Below are 20,968 nucleotides of genomic sequence, written 5' to 3' on the forward strand. Positions count from 1 at the left end.
CGTCGAACACTCAAAACTGAATTGAAGAAAAATGAAAACAATCCATCTATACATAGGTGTGCTTGCCCTGCTCCTGTCCATGACCCTCACCGCACAGGCCGCACCCGAGGCACGTTTTGGCAAACTGTCGAAGACCTACACCCTGCATGCCGACGGCAGTCAGGAACTCCGCGTACAGAAAGAACTGACCCTCTACACCCACGCCGCCATGAACAGCCTCTACGGCGAAACGTTCATCGTCTACGATCCGCAATACCAGCAGCTCGAAATACACGATTCTTATACGCGGCAGAAGGACGGTACCATCGTCCGTACTCCCAACAACGCCTTTGTCGAAGTGTTGCCCTCCGCAGCCGCCAATGCACCTGCCTATAACGGACTGAAGGAAATGGTCGTAGTACACACCGGTCTGGAACTGGGCGCCACCATCTGCCTGGACTACTCCATCAAGATTCGTGCCGGCTACCTGCCCGAACTGGACATCTGTTGTCCTATAAAAGAGCTGTCGCCCATCGACGAATTCACTTTACGCATCGAAGTACCTGAAGGAAAGACGCTGCACTACGAACTGCTGAATGCTTCCGCCCGTCCGGCTGAAACGAACAAGGACGGCATGAAATCCATCACCTGGAAGTTGAAGAACGTGGAACCGCGCCCCTATTCCTATCCCTCGTTACGCAGCAGTCTGGGGCTGGTGCAGCAAGCAGCCTCCGGCATGATGCCCGTCCTTGTGGCCTCTACCTGGGCCAGCTATGCCGACGCACTGAAGTCGCTCGCCCAGCAGTTCGTCCCCGGCGACCGCACTGTCATCGAAGCCAAGTTGACCGAACTAAAGCAAGCCGCCCAAAAAGACAGCAGCGACCTGCGCAGCGCCATCGCCACCTACATGGACGGCCTCTACCGTTCCGCCCAATGCAAAGTGTCGCTCGGAGAAGCGGGCTACCGCCTACGTCCGGCTTCGGAAATCATCCGTAGTGCCTACGGTACACAGGCCGAACTGGTTAATCTGGACGTCGCCCTGCAACAGGCTGCCAGTCTCAAAGCCGAAGTAACCATCTGTGCCCTTCACCCGGCGGAAGTGGACAACCTCGGTTTGGGAAGCATCATATCCCTCGTCGCAAAATCGGATGCCACCCCGAAAGGTGTAGTGCTACAAGGTACGGACGAAGCCAGGTTGCAAGGCTACATGACAGTGACCGACCTACAGGCACAACCTTTGGAATTGAAAGCACCCGAAGTTCAAGACACTCAGAAAGCCGTATTGGAAGTCAAAGCCGACAACTCGCAAACACTGCCCGAAGGATGGCAAGTTGTCAACTTGAAGCCGATATCGGCTGCTCTTCCGCTCTATGCCTATGCTGCCAATACCACCATCCGCGAGAACATCCTGCTTCCGCAGACCGTGGACGTGACCAGCGAAACGCTGATCAAACTGCCCGAAGGTACTACTTGGAGTCCGAAGGCCAATAAGGTAGTGGCCAACAAGTGTGGCAAAGTATCGTTCACTTACCACCCCAGTACAGATGGAATAACCGTCACCCGCAGCCTCAGCATCACGCAACAGTTGCTCACACCTGAAGTCTACCGTGACTTCTACGCCCTGATGGCTGAATGGCGTGATACCAACAACCATACATTGCTGTTAAAACCGGCGAAGTAAGATGAAAATAAAACGAGAAGGTGTGTCAAAAAGCACACCTTCTTTGTTTAGCACAAAGCCCCGACTTTCACAAGCTGGGGCTTTGTTATTACCTAAAGATTTTGTATCTTTAAGCCTAAAGATTTATACATATGGCAAAGATACATTTTCGTCCCTACACTCCCAACCAAACGGTACTATTTCCGCAAAGAATCGATGAAGATATTGCAGAAAACGATCCTATACGCATGGTTGACGCTTTGGTTGAAAGCCTGAATCTTGAAGGTTTCAGGAAGTTATACAAAGAATGCGGCCGTAGTCCTTACCATCCCAAGATGATGCTAAAGGTTATCTTGTATGCCTATATGAACAATATATACTCCTGCCGGAAAATAGAAAAGCTCCTTCGTCGTGATATCCATTACATTTGGTTAGCCGGTTATGAGAAACCGGACTTTATTACTATCAACCGTTTCCGTAATCGGGTGAAGAAGGAGATCAACGAAGTGTTTACCCAAACCGTACTTCTGCTTTCATCCAAAGGTTTCATCAGTCTGAATGTGGAATATATTGACGGAACAAAGATTGAGTCCAAGGCCAACAAATATACTTTTGTATGGCGGAAGAGCGTTGAGCGAAACCGTGAACGACTGATGAAGAAAATCAGTGTTTTGTTAAGCCAAATAGATGACGTCATCGCTCAGGAAAAAGCTTCGGAAAACAACGAGGAAATTGAGTTTACTCCTTCCATGCTGACAGAAATGGCGGGAGAATTACGCACTGCTCTTGAACAGACTTCAGAACCATCCACGAAAGAGCAGAAATCTGCGCTGGGAAAGAAACGCAAGCAGCTGAAAGAACTGGAAGCACATAGAGATAAGCTTCAGGAATACAATAACCATCTGGACAATCTTCAGGACCGCAACTCTTATTCCAAGACAGACAAAGAGGCCACTTTTATGAGAATGAAGGAGGATGCCATGCACAACGGTCAGACAAAACCAGGATATAATCTTCAGATTGCTACGGAAAATCAATTCATTATCGATTATTCTCTTTTTCCGAATCCGACTGACACCTTGACGATGATTCCCTTTCTGAAGTCCTTTGCCGACAGATACGGCCGTTTGGCTCATACGGTGGTTGCTGATTCCGGTTACGGATCAGAAGAGAATTACCACTTTATGTCGGAAAACGGGATGGAAGCATACGTCAAATACAATTGTTTCCACATGGAGCAGCGGCCAAGATTTAAACCGAATCCTTTTAAAGCCGAAAACTTTTTCTACAATGAAGAACAGGACTACTGCGTCTGTCCAATGGGACAAAAGATGCAGAGGGCAGGTACCAGGCATACGAAAACCGAATCCGGATATGTAGTCGAATATGCCAGGTATAGGGCTGTCAGATGCGAAGGGTGTCCGTTAAGATGTCTGTGTTTTAAAGCTAAAGGAAACAGGACGATAGAACTGAATCACCGACTCAGGATATACAAACAGAAAGCCCGGGAACTTCTCTGTTCCGAAGAAGGACTGAAACACAGAGGGCAAAGGTGTATAGAACCGGAAGCTGTATTTGGACAGATAAAATTCAACATGAACTACAAGCGCTTCCGTCATTTTGGAAAGGACAAGGTCCTTATTGACTTTTCCTTCCTGGCCATCGCCTTCAATATAAAAAAGATGTGTACCAAGATGAATAAAGAGGGGATAAATTGGCCAATTAAACACCTTTACGGCCTTATTACCACTCATTTAAGCTATTGGGAACAAAATATCGAGATTATCTTCAGAATATCGCTGCTTGAAAAAGTTAACAACGCTCTTATCGTTGATAAAGAAAAGAGGGTGAATCGCGTATTACGACACACCCTCTCGCCGTTTATTATATATAGGTCAGGGATTATACCAAATGAGAGATCCATTCCTCGCGCTCGCCCGGTAACAGGTCGATAACGGGAATTTCGATCATTGTATAACAGCCCGGCTGCTGACGCATGGCCGCACGTGCCACACAAACCAATACCTGAGCTGTCAGAGCCGGATTGTTAATGCGCATGTTGAACTCAAACAACTGGTTCTGCGTCTTGCCTGAAACACCCTTGCGAGTCAGATTCACACCGTGTCCCATATCAAGCAGTGCATCCACACTGGGCACCAGCTTCACGTGTGTTTCGTCGTTCACGAAGTAAGGATCGGCCTTGATGGCAGCAGCCACCTTGTCGAAGTCATAACCCTCGTTCAGTTCGATGTACACCATACGACGATGAATGCCCGTACCGGTAGGAATCGTCATAGACAAAGCAGCCTTCACACCTTCGATGGCTTTCACGGCTACCGTGTGTCCCATGCTCATGCCCGGACCGAAATTGGTGTACGTGATGCCCTTCGGGGCGATAGCCTCCAGCAGTGTACGCACTACAGAGTCACTTCCCGGATCCCAACCGGCCGAAATGATAGAAACAGTGTTGTGAGCCTTGGCCTCGGCATCCAGCGTACGGCGCAGGTCGGCAATACCCGTATGGATATCGAAGCTGTCCACGGTATGGATGCCCAGTGCCAGAATCTCCTTGGCATACTTCTCCACGCTGCGGGTCGGCGTACAGAGGATGGCTACATCCACACTTTCCAGTTCCTTGATATCTTTTACCACAGGATAGTCATTCAGTTCGGCCGGACGGTTCTCGGCACCTGCACGACGTACTACACCGGCAATTTCAAAATCAGGCGCAGCCTGCAAAGCTTGAAGCACATAGTGCCCGATATTGCCATAACCAACGATGGCAGCTCTTACTTTTTTCATACTTTTATCGAATTTAATTATCAGTTTTCTGTTTTGCGGGTACAAAAGTAGTCATTATTCTTTAAACTTGAACATAAAACAGTTCATTCTTCCATTTCCTTTTTTCTTTATTAAGACTATTTTATAGCCAAGAGATATTTTGTACATTTGCACCAGACATAAAACAAGACAAGTAAAGCATTTGTTCGAGCAGACCACAAAACACTGTTCTGGAACAGCTACAACGAAACTTTTTGATATGATAGAATACATCCGAGGCGAACTGGCCGAACTCACTCCGGCAGCCGCCATCATCGACTGCAATGGTGTGGGCTACCTGGCCAGTATCTCACTCAACACTTATTCGGCCATTCAGGGCAAGAAGTCCTGCAAGCTCTACGTCTACGAAGCCATCCGCGAAGACGCCTACCAGCTTTACGGCTTTGCCGACAAACAGGAGCGCGAACTTTTCCTACTGCTCATCTCAGTGTCGGGCATCGGCGGAAACACCGCCCGCATGATACTCTCGGCTTTGTCACCTGCCGAGCTCATCAACATCATCAGTACGGAGAACGCCAACCTGCTGAAGACGGTGAAAGGCATCGGCCTGAAGACCGCCCAGCGCATCATCGTGGACCTGAAGGACAAGATGAAGACCGGTTCTGTAGCCGCGGCAATGGGTGTCGAGCCGGGACTTCCGCTCGCCACTACTGCCAGCAACGAGGTGATGGACGAAGCCGTAGCCGCCCTTACCATGCTGGGCTTTGCACAGGCTGCTTCGCAGAAGGTGGTACTGGGTATCCTGAAGGAAACGCCTGATGCTCCGGTGGAACAAGTGATCAAACTGGCTTTAAAAAGACTTTAAAACGCTATTTCATCCATGAAAACCACTTCTACTATCTATATGAAACGCTGGTTGGAGGCCAACGGACGTACCCGAACGCTACCCGGAGACTCATGGTATCTGAATTTCACCAACGAAATGCTCCCCCTAATTGCAGCCTCCCCCTTGTTTGCCAACAAGACTGCTGACAAGATAACTAAAACGGTTTTGGACATAACCCTTTACTTTCAGGATGCCATTGCTCAAACCGGAGGCTGGAAAGCATTCACCACCCGTTACGGCACGTTGTACGGACAACCGTTACCGTTCTACCCCTGTACAAGCTATATTGATGACGAAATCAATTGGGATGATGTCTGTTTCCTCCTGTGGAAAAACCTGTCTGATGTTCATCCTTCTTTCTATTTCCAGAATCCTTCCGAAGAGTCATTGCTAACTCTGGCTCGACAACTCTATGACCGGATGGACTCCCTTTTCGAAGAAGCCCCCATCAACGAAATTCCCTCTCCGGAAACATGGGTCATGGACCTCAACCTGCTGGAAATACCTTTCGTTCCCCTGCCCGAAGTCACTCCCGACAGTCGGTTGACCAAGGATGTGGAACGCTGCCTGCAATACAGCCAAGGAAATCCCCTGCTCTATTTTGCAACTTACGAAGAACTACGCGTCTTCCTCATCGGTACACTGGAGTGGGAAGATCATCCCGATGGCATACTGGCTGACCTGAAAGCTGAAAAGGACTTTGTAGTCTATGCCAACACCAAAGGCATGCTACTGGCTCCCGGCGTAGCTGCCTGTTTCCGTGATTCCCACAATCCAGCCTATGATGCACAGACTGCCACAGCCGAAGGTTACGAGTTGTTCTGCCTGCCCGGCCGTTGTCCATTCGATCTGTTGAAGTATGGTATGCAGAACAACCTCTTGTGTGATGTCGCCCTCCCTTTCGACAGAGGTCGGGAAATACTACAGCAGAACTGGGATTTCATTGCCCGTTACTTTCTGGGAGAATATTATGAAGGAAACTAAGAATTATAGAATCCACCACAAATAACTCGAATTAACACAGAAAATAACATTATCACACATGAAAAACATTTCTTCCGCCGCTTTTAACGACACCAAACCCCATTATGAGCTACTCGATGGGCTGAGAGGAGTAGCCGCCCTGCTGGTTGTGTTCTACCACATATTCGAGGGTCTGTCCTTTGCCGCCGGAGGTACCCTCATTACCGTCATCAACCACGGTTATTTGGCCGTAGACTTCTTCTTCATCCTGTCCGGTTTCGTCATCGGCTATGCCTACGACGACCGGTTGGGCAAAAGCATGAGTCTGGGCAACTTCTTCAAGCGTCGACTGATTCGACTCCACCCGATGATTGTAATGGGAGCTGTGCTGGGTGTGGTATTCTATCTGTTGCAAGGCTCGGTGCAATGGGACGGCACCCACATCAGTCTTTCACTGGTAATGCTTGCCCTGCTCTGTGCCATGTTCTTCATTCCCGCCGCCCCGGGAGCCAGCTACGACATACGCGGCAACGGCGAGATGTTTCCGCTGAACGGTCCGAGCTGGTCGCTCTTCTTCGAATACATCGGTAATATCCTCTATGCGCTCTTCATCCATCGCCTGAGCAACAAGATGCTGGCCCTGCTGACCGTCCTGTCGGGAGTAGGTTTGGCTTGGTTCGCTCTGTTCGACGTGGTGGGATACGGCATGATCGGTGTAGGATGGACACTGGACGGTGCCAACTTCCTGGGTGGCCTGCTGCGCATGCTCTTCCCCTTCACACTGGGTATGCTGCTTTCGCGCCACTTCAAGCCCGTCAAAATCAAGGGGGCCTTCTGGATTTGTACAGCCGTGTTGCTCGTACTGTTCTGCGTTCCTTATATAGAAGGAAAAGAGGGCATCTGCCTGAACGGTCTGTACGAAGTGTTCTGCATCTTCCTCGTGTTCCCGCTGCTGGTGTGGCTGGCCGCTTCCGGAAAGACTACAGACAAACATTCCACCCGGATATGCCGGTTTGCAGGCGACATCTCCTATCCGCTCTATGCCGTCCACTACCCCGTGATGTACCTGTTCTACTCCTGGCTGATCGAACACAAATACTATACGTTCGGCGAAGTGTGGCCCACGGCTCTCGCCGTCTATGCAGGCAGCATCCTGCTGGCCTGGCTCTGCCTGAAACTTTATGATAAGCCTGTGCGCCGGTGGTTGAGCAAAAAGTGAGCTTCCACCAACCACTCATCTACCTACTTACCTGATTATGTTCATTTTAGGTAGATGCGTGGCAGGCTATTGGTAAACATTACGCGGACAATTAAATAAATGTACAGAAAGTTTATACAAGCACTTATCACGCATCTACCTAAAACACTCAAAATCAACAGAGTAAGTAAATAGGACATAAATACAAAACTTCGATACCTACAAACCACTCTGACGCAGTACTTTCTCAGAGTGTCATGCAGTGCTTCCTCAGAGTGTAAGGAAGCACTGTATGAGAGGGTAACGAAGCACTGCATCAGCAGCTCACGAAGCACTGCATGACACCCCCAAACAACTGCCCGTCAAAGCTCGATGATTTCTTCGGGAGCGGTAGTCAGCTTCTCCAAGCCTTCGGCCGTCACTACCCAAGAGTTCTCGATACCCAGCGGGCCGATTCCCGGCAATACGATTTTCGGCTCCAACGCAAAGACCATGCCTGGCTCCAATTCCTGCCGGATACGGGGAGCTATCACAGGAGCTTCATTGATTTCCAGTCCTATACCATGCCCGATAAACTTTGCCTTCTGTCCTACTCCCATGAAATAGTCAGCAAAACCAGCTTTTGTCACCATCTCAATGGCCTTGTTGTACAAGTCCTCGCAGATGACTCCCGGCTTGGCCATGGACGATACGGCTTCCTGTATCTCCAGACAGGTCTGATGGGCAGCATAGGCCTGTTCGCTCAATTTGCCGATGGAATATACACGGCTCATGTCACACATATAGCCATAGAAGTTGCCGCCCATATCCACCATGAAACTCTGTCCGGGCTGTATCAGTGTACCGTTGGGGCCACCGGGAAGCGAAGGATCCAGTCCGGCCCCTCCCAATGCAAAATCATAAGGAGAAGGAGTAGCGGCATTGTCGCCCGCCAGCAGGCTGCCCATGAATATCTCCATACTCTGACCGAACACACGGAAAATGCCGAGACAACCTTCCAGACGCATCAGCCGTTCGATCTCTATGGAAAGCTGGAGGTCGGTCATACCAGGCCGGTAGACCGACGGAATCTGTTCGTAGGCTTTGGCATGAGCTACGCCCGAGCGACGGAAAAATTCAATCTCCATCTCGGTCTTTGTAGCACGTGCCTGACGTATCAGCGAAGAGCCGCAAGAAACGACCTCAGTTTCAGGAAAGCAGGCTGCCAAGCGGTTGTATTCCCTGAAAGACAGTTCGTCCCCTTCCAGCATCAATTTCTGAGGTAACGGCAAGCCACACTCCTTAATCAGGTCAGGCAACTGTTCGGGTTTACGGATAGACATCACGTGTTCTCCCTCTATGGTATTGGGACGCTTCACGAACAAACGCGCAAAATCGTTCAACGGCAAGTACAAATAACCGCTGACCACGCGACCATATGTATAAATCAAATTGACATTGCAAGCAATAAGGGCAGCATCGATCCCCTGTTGAGCCATCAAAATGCGTATTTTATCACGTCTTTGTTTCAATTCTGGAAATAACATTTTCTTAGCTGTTTATGGTTTCTGCTTGCAAAGATAGTAATTTTAAGGAATAAGCATCACGCATCAAAAAGTAAGTTAACCTTTCATACGGACAGATAATCCGAAAATACCTACGAATAGGTATATTTCACTTCCTGACTAAAAACACTCTGCCCCGTACCTTCACAGGCACGGGGCAGCATAAACCACAAATACAAATACAACTAAACAAAGTTTCTCTCTTATATTATACCTTGACCCATCATGGCATGAGCAACTTTCATGAAGCCGGCGATATTCGCGCCCTTCACATAGTTGATGTAACCATCAGGTTCTGTTCCGTATTTCACACACTGTTCATGGATGCCGTGCATGATGGCATGCAACTTCTCGTCCACTTCAGCAGCGCTCCAGCTTAAGTGCATGGCATTCTGTGACATTTCCAGTCCGCTGGTAGCCACACCACCTGCATTGACAGCCTTACCCGGTGCATACATCATCTTGTGTTCGATGAAGAGGTCGATAGCCTCAGGCGTACATCCCATATTTGAGATTTCACCTACACAGAGCACATTGTTGTCTATCAGATGACGGGCATCGTCACCGTTCAATTCATTCTGGGTAGCACACGGCAGTGCGATGTCTACCTTCACTTCCCAAGGACGTTTGCCAGCCACGAACGTTGCACCCGGGAACTGTTCAGCATACGGTGCTACGATATCATTGCCCGATGCACGGAGCTCCAACATATAGTCGATCTTTTCACCGCTAATACCGTCGGGATCGTAGATGTAACCGTCCGGACCGGAGATAGTCACCACTTTGGCACCTAATTCAGTAGCTTTGGTAGCGGCACCCCATGCCACGTTTCCGAAGCCAGAAATAGCCACTGTCTTACCCTTGATGTCGATACCCTTGGTTTGCAGCATCTGGTTCACGAAATACAAGCCTCCGAAGCCTGTAGCCTCAGGACGAATCAGCGAACCGCCGAATTCCAATCCTTTACCGGTAAAGGTACCTGTAAATTCACGGGTCAATTTCTTATACATACCGAACATGTAGCCTACCTCACGGCCGCCTACACCGATATCACCGGCAGGCACATCCATATCGGGACCTACATGACGCCATAACTCCAACATAAAGGCCTGGCAGAAACGCATGATTTCAGCGTCGCTCTTGCCACGGGGAGAGAAGTCCGAACCACCCTTACCACCACCCATAGGCAGCGTCGTCAGGGCATTCTTGAACGTTTGCTCAAATCCCAGGAACTTCAGGATAGACAAGTTGACCGAAGCATGGAAACGGATACCGCCTTTGTATGGGCCAATGGCATTGTTAAACTGCACACGATAGCCCAAGTTGGTCTGTACTTCACCTTTGTCGTCTACCCAAGTGACACGGAACGTGAAGATACGATCGGGTTCCACCAGACGTTCAATGATCTTTGCCTTCTCAAATTCAGGATGCTGATTGTAGATATCTTCGATAGAAAGAAGTACTTCCTTTACGGCTTGAAGATACTCAGATTCACCGGGATGCTTTGCCTCCAAAGAGGCCATAATACGTTCAATATTCATAATATTACGTTTTAAAAAGGTTCTATCAATGGTTCACTCGCTGCCAGCTGAGCAAATTGTCAACCAACAACACTGCAAATATAGCTATTCTTTTCAAACATCCTAAATTTTAAGACGAAAAAATAAGCAAATAATAATAAAATGTCATTTAACATCTAATATATAATACGTTTTTCCTCGCACGCTGTTCTTCAGCCCTCCGAAATACCTTTTCGCTTTTTTGCATATCCCAAGAAAAAGCCCGATTTTTGTCCTACTAATTTTGGAAAAACATGCTCAGCAAACTGAAACTCAATCTGCTTTATCTGAAGGATACGCAGTTCGCCAACCTGATGACCCGCCGTATCTTCAACGTACTTCTGATAGCCAACCCCTACGATGCCTTCATGCTCGAAGACGACGGCCGCATCGACGAAAAGATATTCAACGAGTATACCTCGCTGTCTCTGCGCTACCCGCCGCGCTTCACGCAAGTCAGTACCTGCGACGAGGCATTGGCGCAGCTGAAAAACATGACCTACGATCTCATCATCTGCATGCCGGGTACGGGCGACAATGAGGGCTTCGACGTGGCACGCACCATCAAAGCGGCCTGGCCAAGCATTCCGATGGTCATCCTGACCCCTTTCAGCCACGGTATTACCAAGCGCATCGCCAACGAAGACCTCAGCGCTTTCGAATATGTATTCTGCTGGCTGGGCAATACCGACCTGCTCGTGTCCATCATCAAGCTGATCGAAGACAAGATGAACCTCGACCATGATGTCAAGGAGGTAGGCGTACAAGCCATCCTATTGGTAGAAGACAGCATCCGGTTCTATTCCTCCCTGCTGCCCAACCTTTACAAGTTTGTGCTGAAGCAAAGCCAGGAGTTCAGTACCGAAGCATTGAACGCCCACCAACGTACCCTGCGTATGCGTGGACGTCCCAAGATCGTACTGGCCCGAAATTACGAAGAAGCCATTTCCATCTATAATAAATATAAGAATAACATTCTCGGCGTGGTGACTGACGTCCGCTTTCCGCGTACCGAACGTGGCGAAAAAGACGGCATGGCCGGCATACGCCTCTGCGCCGCCATACGCGAGCAGGACCCGTTTGTGCCACTCATCATCCAGTCGTCCGAAACGGAAAACATGACCTACGCCTCCAAGTACGGTGCCGCCTTCATCGACAAGAATTCCAAAAAAATGGACGTCGACCTGCGCCGCATCGTATCCGACAACTTCGGCTTCGGCGACTTCATCTTCCGTAACCCCGATACCATGGAAGAGATCGCCCGTGTAAAGAACCTGAAGGAACTGCAAAACATCCTGTTCGCCGTGCCCTCAGAATCGTTCTTCTATCACATCAGCCGCAACCACATCAGCCGCTGGCTTTACTCGCGTGCCATGTTCCCCATCGCCGAATTCCTGAAACCCATCACCTGGAATACCTTGCAGGACGTGGATGCCCACCGCCAGATCATCTTCGAAGCCATCGTCAAGTACCGCAAGATGAAGAACCAAGGCGTGGTGGCTGTCTTCAAGCGCGACCGCTTCGACCGCTACTCCAACTTTGCCCGTATCGGTGAAGGCTCGCTGGGAGGCAAGGGCCGCGGCCTGGCTTTCATCGACAATCTGGTAAAGCGCCATCCCGAGTTCGAGGAATTCGACAACGCCCGTGTAGCCATTCCCAAGACCGTCGTGCTCTGTACCGACGTGTTCGACGAGTTCATGGAGACCAATAACCTCTACCAAGTAGCCCTGTCGGATGCGGACGACAACACCATCCTGCGCTATTTCCTCAAGGCCAAGCTGCCCGACCGCCTGGTCGAGGACTTCTTCACCTTCTTCGACGTGGTGAAGTCGCCCATCGCCATCCGTTCATCGTCGCTGCTCGAAGACTCGCACTACCAGCCCTTTGCCGGCATTTACAATACGTACATGATTCCCTACCTGGACGACAAGTACGAGATGCTCCGCATGCTGAGCGATGCGATCAAGGGGGTTTACGCCTCGGTCTACTTCCGCGATTCCAAAGCCTACATGCAGGCCACGAGTAACGTCATCGACCAGGAAAAAATGGCCGTCATCCTCCAGGAAGTAGTCGGCAACCAATACGGTCCCCGCTTCTATCCCAGCATGTCGGGCGTGGCACGCTCGCTCAACTACTACCCCCTGGGCGACGAGAAGGCCGAAGAAGGTATCGTCAACCTGGCACTCGGATTGGGTAAGTATATCGTGGACGGCGGCCTGACACTCCGTTTCTCGCCTTATCACCCCACCAAGGTATTGCAGACCAGCGAGATGGAGATAGCTCTTCGCGAGACACAGACCCGCTTCTATGCCCTCGACCTGAGCAACTGTGGCCACGACTTCTCCATCGACGACGGTTTCAACCTGCTGAAGCTTCACGTCAAGGAAGCCGAGAAAGACGGTGCACTCAACTACATCGCCTCGACCTACGACCCCTACGATCAGATTATCCGCGACGGTCTGTATCCGGGCGGACGCAAGGTCATCACTTTTGCCAACATCCTGCAGCACGACGTCTTCCCCCTGCCGCGCCTCCTGCAACTGGCCCTGAAATATGGGCAGGAAGAGATGCGCCGCCCCGTGGAAATCGAGTTTGCCGCCACACTGAGCCGCGAAAAAGACAAGACTGGCACCTTCTACCTGCTTCAGATACGTCCCATCGTGGACAACAACGCCGTGCTCGACGAAGACCTCACCGCTATCCCCGACGGCCGTCTGCTGCTTCGCTCCTACAACTCGCTGGGCCATGGCATCATGAACGACCTCTATGACATCGTCTATGTGAAAACCGACCACTACAGTGCCTCGAACAATCAGAAGATAGCTTGGGAAATCGAGAAACTCAACCAGCAGTTCCTCGACGAAGGACGCAACTACGTACTGGTAGGTCCCGGCCGCTGGGGAAGCAGCGACACGTGGCTGGGCATCCCCGTGAAGTGGCCCCACATCAGTGCAGCCCGCGTCATCGTGGAAGCCGGCCTGACCAACTATCGCGTAGATCCCAGCCAGGGTACACACTTCTTCCAGAACCTGACATCGTTCGGCGTGGGCTATTTCACCATCAATGCCTACATGAACGACGGAATCTACAACCAGGACTTCCTCAACGCCCAGCCCGCCCTGCACGAAACAGAATTCCTGCGTCACGTCCGCTTCGAACGGCCCATGACCGTCAAAATGGACGGCAAGAAGAAACAAGGTGTCGTGCTGATGCCGGAAATCTGAGGCATCTTTCCGGTGAAGTTTCACCGTAAAATCCTAAGAAGCAGCATCTTATTGTGAAATCAAATCCTCGTGAAAGAATATATCTTTCACGAGGGTGAAATTTCCGATTTCACCGGAAGTTCTACATCTACAGCCGATTGTATGCCGTGTGAAGGATTGAAAGCATATTCAGCATCATCGGTTAATTCCAATATCACGCTCTACCGGCAAGCCATTACGAGCAACACACAAACCGTGTTTAACATGACGGAAACAAACATCCACTTAACGGACATAACTATGAACTTGGCGAGCGTAACTATGAACTTGACGGACGTAACTATGGACTTGGCAGTCGCCACTTTCCAAGTACAATCTTAAAAAAGCAACACTAAAAGTCGTTTATACCTTTTTTTTTGTTCCATAATTCTTAAAAAAAGGACCTTTCTTCCTTAAAAATGACCTTGTGAGCCTCACAGATTATCTGTTACTTTGCACCCGAAAAATTGTGAGATTACGAGAGCGAATGCAGCGACATTCCATTTCAGACTCGTATCCTTTTAATATCAATGATACATAAAACAAAGTTAGTATATAAAAACATGAATGCAATGAAAAAATTATTGGGAGGCCTCCTGTCATGCATCCTCGGAGGATGGCTGCTGACGGCCTGTACCTCGGATGACGACCTCCAGCAAATTCCTGAAGGAAAAGGATATGTAAAACTGGCGCTGAACACGAATACCGGGTTCCAGACCAAGGCGGTGGACGAAGAAGAATACAAAGACCTCAACAACTACACAGTACAAATTCTAAAAGGAGGGAAAGTAGTAGAGGGAATGGAATGGAAATACCCCGAAATGCCAACCGAACAAATAGAGCTTACAAACGGAGCATACGAGCTAAAGGCTTTTTACGGTAAAGATGAAGCTGCGTCAAGACAATCCATGTATGTTGAAGGAAAAAAGACTTTCAATATTAACAGTGATAAAGTAACTGCTGAAGTTACTTGTAAACCGGTTTGTGGAAAAGTAACCGTAAAATTCGACAGTAAAATGGCCGATTATTTCAACGACTACTCCATCACCTTTCAAACAAAGGCACTTGGAGATATGAATATTTCGTGGACCAAGAATGATACAGAGCCTATTTACATGAAAGTGGAGGATAAGGAAATGATTTCTGCAACATATAATTTGATAGATAAACAAGGGAAACAAGCCAAGATTGGCAACAAAACCTATGAATTGAGTCCATTAAAACATTTGATTGTAAATGTTGTACCAGCTGTAAGTAATGGTCAGATAGGAATTTCCATTGAAGTAGACGAGTCAACAAATGACCATGAAGTAGATATTACGATCCCCTCAGATTGGATATAATCAACAAAATCAACAAAAGAGTATTAGAATATGAAAATTCAACATACAATAACATTCTTCCTGCTGGTAGCAGCCAGTTTGACTTCATGTGAGATGAAAGATGAAATCTTCGACAAAAATAAGATTTCAGGTGATACAGGCTATCTAAATTTAGCGGTATCAGTCCAAGATAAAGCGACTAGAGCAGCAACTGATGAAGGAACAAATAACAATTCACCAGTTAGTGCAGACAATTTCGAAGTAGAAATAAACAACAGTGAAGGTACCTACGAAAAAAAATTCGATTCCTACGCAGAGCTGCAAGCTGCTGGAAAAATAGAACTACCGGTAGGAAAGTATACCATCAAAGCACATACTCCCGGAACTATTGCTCCTAAAATGGACTATCCTTTTTACAACGGAGAAGAGACTTTGGAAATCACCAAAGATACAGAGAAAGAAACGACTGTTACATGCACTATGCAAAACACGAAAATTCAATTGATTTATGGTGAAACATTTGCCACAATTTTTAAAGAATGGGATATCACCATCTCAGACGGATCAAGCAATATACTAACCTATGATGAGAGCGACCTGAATCCTACAGCCAAATATTGGCTGATTGCAGATAATGTTTCTGAAATTACAGTGCATATTGTAGCATACCTGCAAGACGGAACCAAGATTACCGAAGACCGTTCCATCACCAAACCCGAAGATGCAGACAGTGATTTCTGGGCAGGTAGTGATGCTTTGACCATTACGATGGAACCGGGTGAACCAAGTACTCCAGACAACCCGAATGGAGCCACTATTAATGTTAAAGTGGAAATATCTTTCACTGATGATGAAGTTACTCAAGAGATTCCGGTAGAAGGAGAAGGCAGCGATGAAGGAGAAGGTGGAGATACGACTGATCCGGATGAAGGAGAGGATGGAGGAGAAGAGCCCGTCATTCCTGCAGCTCCAACTATCACAAGCCAATATCTAACTTCGGGCATTAGCTATACTATTACTGCTAACCCGGATGCTAATGAGTCAGATCCTACATCAATCTATATTATGTCGGGTAACCCAGAAAAAGCAGATGTTGCTATCAATGCAGAAGCAGGATTTAAGGAGATATCTGTAAAAATCACCACAAGCAACTCTGGATTTGGAGCTGCAATTAGCACCTTAGGCTTAAATCAATCCGTCAACATTCTTGATGAGAACCTAAATAAAATGCTAGTGCAAGTACTTAACCCACCATCTGTCGGTGAAACAAAATATACACTAAACATAGCCTCTTTCTTTGGTATGATGAACATGTATGGACCAGGAACACATACTTTTGACATCAGTGTTTTAGATGCCAACGATGAAAGGGCATCAGCTTCATTAACTGTAACTATCACACTAAATGAATAACAAAGATAGAAGATGAAAACTATATACAACCTATTATTACTATTTGGGATAATATCCATAATTTCCTGTCAGTCAAACGAAGATATATTTAACAATATGGGGTATTTACGGTTGTCTGTAGGTACGAATAGTTCTGCCAATACCAAAACCGTTCCTAAAGACTATGAGCCAAAACAAATAGCAGTTCAGATAGTTAATGCTCAAGGTGAGGTAGTAGAGGAAACTAATGATAGTGGAACATGGATAGATAAACCAATCGCTCTAGGAACGGGGACCTATACTATTAAAGCTTCCTCAAACGGTTTTGATGGTCAGGATTCTGGTTTTGATATACCTTATTATGTAGGATCAAAAGAAATTACGATTCAAGCCAATAAGGAATTACAGGAGACCATAACCTGCACGTTGGCCAATGTCAAAGTTTCCGTCAAATTCGATCCTGCTTTCCTAGAGAAATTTGAAGGAAGAACCATCAATGTTCAAGTAGGTGATCAAACCAATACCAATAGATTTGCACCATTGAACTTTACCACAACGGAGACTCGTTCAGCCTATTTTCCTGTAGGCAACCTATATGCAACCATTACGATTAATAATCCGGAAAAGCCATTGGAACCTTACACACTAAGACAGGAATTTACGAATGTGCAAGCTAAGGATCATTATATTTTAAACTATAAGGTACAAGAAACTGGAAGTACTAATATTACAGTTACTGTAGATCCAACAACACACGAGTACAGCTATACTTTCACAGTTGCTACCGAAGCCACGAATAAAGCCGAGTTGACTATAGGTACTTGGGGGAATGTTGCTTATTTAAAAGCTGAAAATGTAACAACAAGTTCAGGTGTAAATACTGAAGGGATAACGTTCCAGTATCGCATCAAAACAAATGAACAAACTAAATCCAACGAAGCTGATTGGATTGACATCGAAACAACAGTTGATGAAAATACATATACCGCTATATTGACGGGATTAAGTGCATCTACTTCTTACGAATACCGTTTGGCTACTGCCGAAGGAGAAACAATCGGAAATATAAGTGAATTTACAACTTCAGAAGCTGATAGTAGAGAAACGCTATATAATGGGAACTTTGACCAATGGAATCAAGTTGATAAAACATGGTATCCCAATGAAGCAGGAAAAAGCTTTTGGGATTCAAGTAATCCTGGAACGACACAAGGTGCTGCATCAATTGTAAACAAAAACCCGACAACTGGAGTTAGTTCTCCAGTTCATACAGAAGGAGGACAAGCAGCATGCCTGAAATCAGAATTTATAAGTGTAAATATATGGATTACCAAGATTGAAAAGTTTGCAGCGGCCAGTCTCTATACTGGTGCTTTTGGTGGGCTTGAAGGAACTAATGGTGCAAGAATAAATTTCGGCCAACCTTTCACATCTAGACCAATCGCATTAAAAGGGTATTTCCAATATGCTCCAGTCTCTATAGATCACGTAGGAAATGGGCAACCTGCCAATACTGTAAGCAAAGGAGACATGGATATGTGTTCCATATTTATAATATTATCCAAAGGAACATATGAGGTTAACAATACGGATACAAGCACTCTTTTGACTGAAGAGAAAGTTAAAAACACAGATCAGTTTATTGCATATGGTGAGTTACCGGCAAGTGAATGTGTAAGTACAAATGGCCAGTGGAAAGAGTTTAATATACCCCTGAAATACAAGGAAGAAGCGTTTGGTGAAAAGCCTACCCACTTGATTATCGTATGTACCTCTAGCAAGTATGGCGATTATTTCACTGGAGGTGCCGGTAGCACGATGTACCTCGACGACTTCGAGTTGATTTACGACGGCGAGCCAACAATATGGAAGTAATGGATTAAAATTCCTATCTTTGCAAACTTACCTGAAGGGGTTAGAAGCCCGTTCCACAACAGGAAATGGTTTCTAACCCCTTCAGTGGGAAATAATCAGACTCAAATATTATAGAAGTAATTCTTATAGAAGAATAGATGAAGAAAAAAACAATTCTGCTGGTGTTATTGATGGTTGTGACAGCCACCAGTACATGGGCCCAGCGAGGAAAACGGGCCATCGAACGAATAGACCGTGACGTACAGACACGCGTATTCATCCCCAAAGGTACATGGATGGCAGGAGGAACTGTCTCCTACTCCGAGCACGAACAGGACAACCTGAACTTCCTTGTCATCAAGGACGTCGAAGGAAACGGCTACGACTTCAGCATCAGTCCCTACATTGGCTACTTCTTCCGCAACAACATGGCGGCCGGTATCCGTTTTGCCTACAACCGCGACTACCTCGACCTGGGCAACCTGGACATCGACCTGGGCGACCTGACACTCTCCTTCAACGACCTCTACTACCTGGAGCACAAATACGAAGTGTCCGGGTTCTTCCGTTCCTATATTCCCATTGGACGTAGCAAGGTGTTCGGTCTCTTCAACGAAATGCGACTCACTTACGGCTACGGCGAGGGAAAGAACTCTACCGGTTCGGGCACCGAGTATGACGGAACTTATCAGACGGTACAGAACTTCCAGATCGGCTTTGCGCCGGGACTGACGGCCTTCATCACCAACTGGGCAGCAGCCGAAGTATCGGTCGGCGTGATGGGTTTCGACTTCAAGTGGACCGACCAGAAGACCAACCAGGTGGAAACGGGCAAACGCCGCGTCTCCTCCGGTAACTTCAAGATAAACCTTTTCTCCATCAATCTCGGAATGACTTTCTACCTCTGACGATATGAAACGAATGATTCAACAATACCTGGCCCGCATACTTGGCATGCTGGCACTGACGGCCGGCATCCTCACATCCTGCGCTATCGAAAATGACATTCCCTACCCCATCATAGAGGCCTCCATCGAATCGATGACCGTAGAAGGCCAACGGGGAGCGGATCAGAACACCTTTACTGCCGCCACCATCAACAAGTCGGCACGCACGGTAACCCTCTACGTGAACGACGGTGTGGACCTCTCCCGCCTGCAAATCCTCAGCCTGAAAACGACTACAGGAGCAGAACTTGTGGTGGATGATCCCAATGTATGTGAAGACTACTCGAAATTCCCCACGTCCGGATTTGCTTCGCTGGACAGCATCCCGTTGTCATCCAACACGCGTGTGAACTTCTCACAACCGGTCACCTTCACCCTGCGTACGTACCAAGACTATCAGTGGAAGGTAACGGTAAACCAAATCATCCAACGGGATATCGACGTGGAGAACATGAGAAGCTATGTCATCGATGCCGATACGCGTACCGTCATCATCTACGTAGATCCGACCACAGACCTCACCAATCTGACCGTGAAGAAGCTGAATCTGGGCGGAGAATATGGACGTGTGACACCTGACCCAACCCTTCAGAAAGACTATTCAAAGCCTTCGACCTTCAACGTCAGCTGCTCGTGGGAAGAATATTCTTATGAATGGACTGTCTATGTCTACCCGGACAGCAACGAAAGCGGTAGCGGTTCGGCTGAAGCCTTCGCAATGACCACCCGCGCCACGGTAACAGGCAATGTGCAAAGCGGTAAAACCCCAACGGTGGAATATCGTAAAGAGAGTGAGACATCGTGGAGCACTGTTCCCCCGGCTAATGTCAGCACATCGGGAAACACCTTCAGCGCCACACTGACAGGACTGAGTGCCTCGACTACCTATAAATACCGTATCAGTGTAGACGGCTCGGCTGGCAGCGAACAGACGTTCACCACCGCAGCGGCTACCCCGCTGGAGAACGGTGCAATGGAGGAATGGTCGCAGGACGGCAAACAGTGGAATCCCTGGGCAGCAGGTAATGATGCTTTTTGGGGTACAGGGAATCCCGGAGCAGCTGCCTTCATCGGCAACCTGACCACTCCGACAGACGAAAGCGTGAAGGGACAGGCAGCCCTGTTGGAAACCAAAAACGCCATCATCAAGCTAGGAGCAGGTAATATCTTCACAGGAGACTTCGCCCTGGACGGTCTGAATGGTCTGCTACACTTCGGACGTCCGTTCAGTGCCTTTCCCTCTTCCCTGCGCCTGAACTACAAATACACCTCGGCCACTATCAACATGATAGGCGACAACGTGGGCGACCTGGCCTCCCTGAAAGGACAACCGGATATGTTCCAGATCTATATTGCCCTGTCTGACAGGTCGGAACCCTATGAAATACGCAATGATCCGAAGAACCGCCAACTGTTCGATCCCGAAGACGACGGCATCATCGCTTACGGTGAATATACTTCCAGTGAAACAGTCTCTACTTACAAGCAGCTGGAAATTCCTCTGGAATACCGCGCGACAAACCGCACTCCGAAGTATATCATCGTCGTAGCTTCCTCAAGCAAATACGGCGACTACTACATCGGCGGTGTGGGCAGCAAGCTCTGGCTGGACGAAATGGAACTGGTTTATGAATAATGGAA

General features: G+C 48.0%; 14 protein-coding genes. 11 read left to right on the plus strand and 3 right to left on the minus strand.

What is annotated here, in order from left to right:
• The first annotated feature begins 31 nt into the window (after window positions 1-31).
• Window positions 32-1,660 (plus strand): DUF3857 domain-containing protein, encoded by a 1,629-nt coding sequence (locus tag BQ8005_RS07190; protein WP_075317569.1) that lies wholly within the window; start codon window positions 32-34, stop codon window positions 1,658-1,660.
• Window positions 1,661-1,791: 131 nt separating this feature from the next.
• Window positions 1,792-3,594 (plus strand): IS1182 family transposase, encoded by a 1,803-nt coding sequence (locus tag BQ8005_RS07195; protein WP_234984014.1) that lies wholly within the window; start codon window positions 1,792-1,794, stop codon window positions 3,592-3,594.
• Here the strand turns inward: BQ8005_RS07195 and BQ8005_RS07200 are convergent.
• Window positions 3,542-4,441 (minus strand): diaminopimelate dehydrogenase, encoded by a 900-nt coding sequence (locus tag BQ8005_RS07200; protein ID WP_021848014.1) that lies wholly within the window; start codon window positions 4,439-4,441, stop codon window positions 3,542-3,544. The genes BQ8005_RS07195 and BQ8005_RS07200 overlap by 53 nt on opposite strands.
• Before the next feature lie 238 nt (window positions 4,442-4,679).
• Between BQ8005_RS07200 and ruvA the strand changes: the two genes are divergently transcribed.
• From ruvA to BQ8005_RS07215, 3 genes are read left to right on the plus strand one after another with little or no spacing between them, the layout of a single operon-like run.
• Window positions 4,680-5,285, plus strand: a complete 606-nt coding sequence (ruvA, locus tag BQ8005_RS07205; protein ID WP_075317570.1) for a Holliday junction branch migration protein RuvA — start codon at window positions 4,680-4,682, stop codon at window positions 5,283-5,285.
• A gap of 15 nt (window positions 5,286-5,300) precedes the next feature.
• Window positions 5,301-6,290, plus strand: a complete 990-nt coding sequence (locus BQ8005_RS07210; RefSeq protein WP_075317571.1) for a DUF3843 family protein — start codon at window positions 5,301-5,303, stop codon at window positions 6,288-6,290.
• Between the two features lie 58 nt (window positions 6,291-6,348).
• Window positions 6,349-7,488, plus strand: a complete 1,140-nt coding sequence (locus tag BQ8005_RS07215; RefSeq protein ID WP_075317572.1) for an acyltransferase family protein — start codon at window positions 6,349-6,351, stop codon at window positions 7,486-7,488.
• Window positions 7,489-7,829: 341 nt separating this feature from the next.
• Here the strand turns inward: BQ8005_RS07215 and BQ8005_RS07220 are convergent, their stop codons facing one another.
• Entirely contained in the window at window positions 7,830-8,993 is a 1,164-nt protein-coding gene (locus BQ8005_RS07220) for a M24 family metallopeptidase (RefSeq protein ID WP_021848010.1), read from the minus strand.
• Window positions 8,994-9,214: 221 nt separating this feature from the next.
• Complete coding sequence (gdhA, locus tag BQ8005_RS07225; RefSeq protein ID WP_021848009.1) at window positions 9,215-10,552, minus strand: NADP-specific glutamate dehydrogenase; 1,338 nt, start codon at window positions 10,550-10,552, stop codon at window positions 9,215-9,217.
• Window positions 10,553-10,824: 272 nt separating this feature from the next.
• Here gdhA and BQ8005_RS07230 point away from each other — a divergent pair, with 272 nt between their 5' ends.
• From BQ8005_RS07230 to BQ8005_RS07255, 6 genes are all read left to right on the plus strand, one after another.
• On the plus strand, window positions 10,825-13,794 hold the full coding sequence (locus tag BQ8005_RS07230; protein ID WP_075317573.1) for a PEP/pyruvate-binding domain-containing protein: 2,970 nt from the start codon (window positions 10,825-10,827) through the stop codon (window positions 13,792-13,794).
• Between the two features lie 590 nt (window positions 13,795-14,384).
• The gene (locus tag BQ8005_RS07235) at window positions 14,385-15,155 is read left to right on the plus strand and encodes a DUF4493 domain-containing protein (protein ID WP_159436223.1); all 771 of its coding nucleotides are present in this window, start codon (window positions 14,385-14,387) and stop codon (window positions 15,153-15,155) included.
• A 30-nt stretch (window positions 15,156-15,185) separates the two neighbouring features.
• The gene (locus BQ8005_RS07240) at window positions 15,186-16,547 is read left to right on the plus strand and encodes a DUF4493 domain-containing protein (RefSeq protein WP_083610520.1); all 1,362 of its coding nucleotides are present in this window, start codon (window positions 15,186-15,188) and stop codon (window positions 16,545-16,547) included.
• 12 nt (window positions 16,548-16,559) lie between these two features.
• Window positions 16,560-18,401: a DUF4493 domain-containing protein gene (locus BQ8005_RS07245; protein WP_075317575.1), complete on the plus strand. Its 1,842-nt coding sequence runs from the start codon at window positions 16,560-16,562 to the stop codon at window positions 18,399-18,401.
• A 137-nt stretch (window positions 18,402-18,538) separates the two neighbouring features.
• Window positions 18,539-19,288, plus strand: a complete 750-nt coding sequence (locus BQ8005_RS07250; RefSeq protein WP_075317576.1) for a hypothetical protein — start codon at window positions 18,539-18,541, stop codon at window positions 19,286-19,288.
• 4 nt (window positions 19,289-19,292) lie between these two features.
• Window positions 19,293-20,963, plus strand: a complete 1,671-nt coding sequence (locus BQ8005_RS07255) for a PCMD domain-containing protein (protein ID WP_234984015.1) — start codon at window positions 19,293-19,295, stop codon at window positions 20,961-20,963.
• The last annotated feature ends 5 nt before the right edge of the window (window positions 20,964-20,968 follow it).

It is taken from the genome of Bacteroides togonis (assembly GCF_900130135.1).
GTDB lineage: Bacteria > Bacteroidota > Bacteroidia > Bacteroidales > Bacteroidaceae > Bacteroides > Bacteroides pullorum.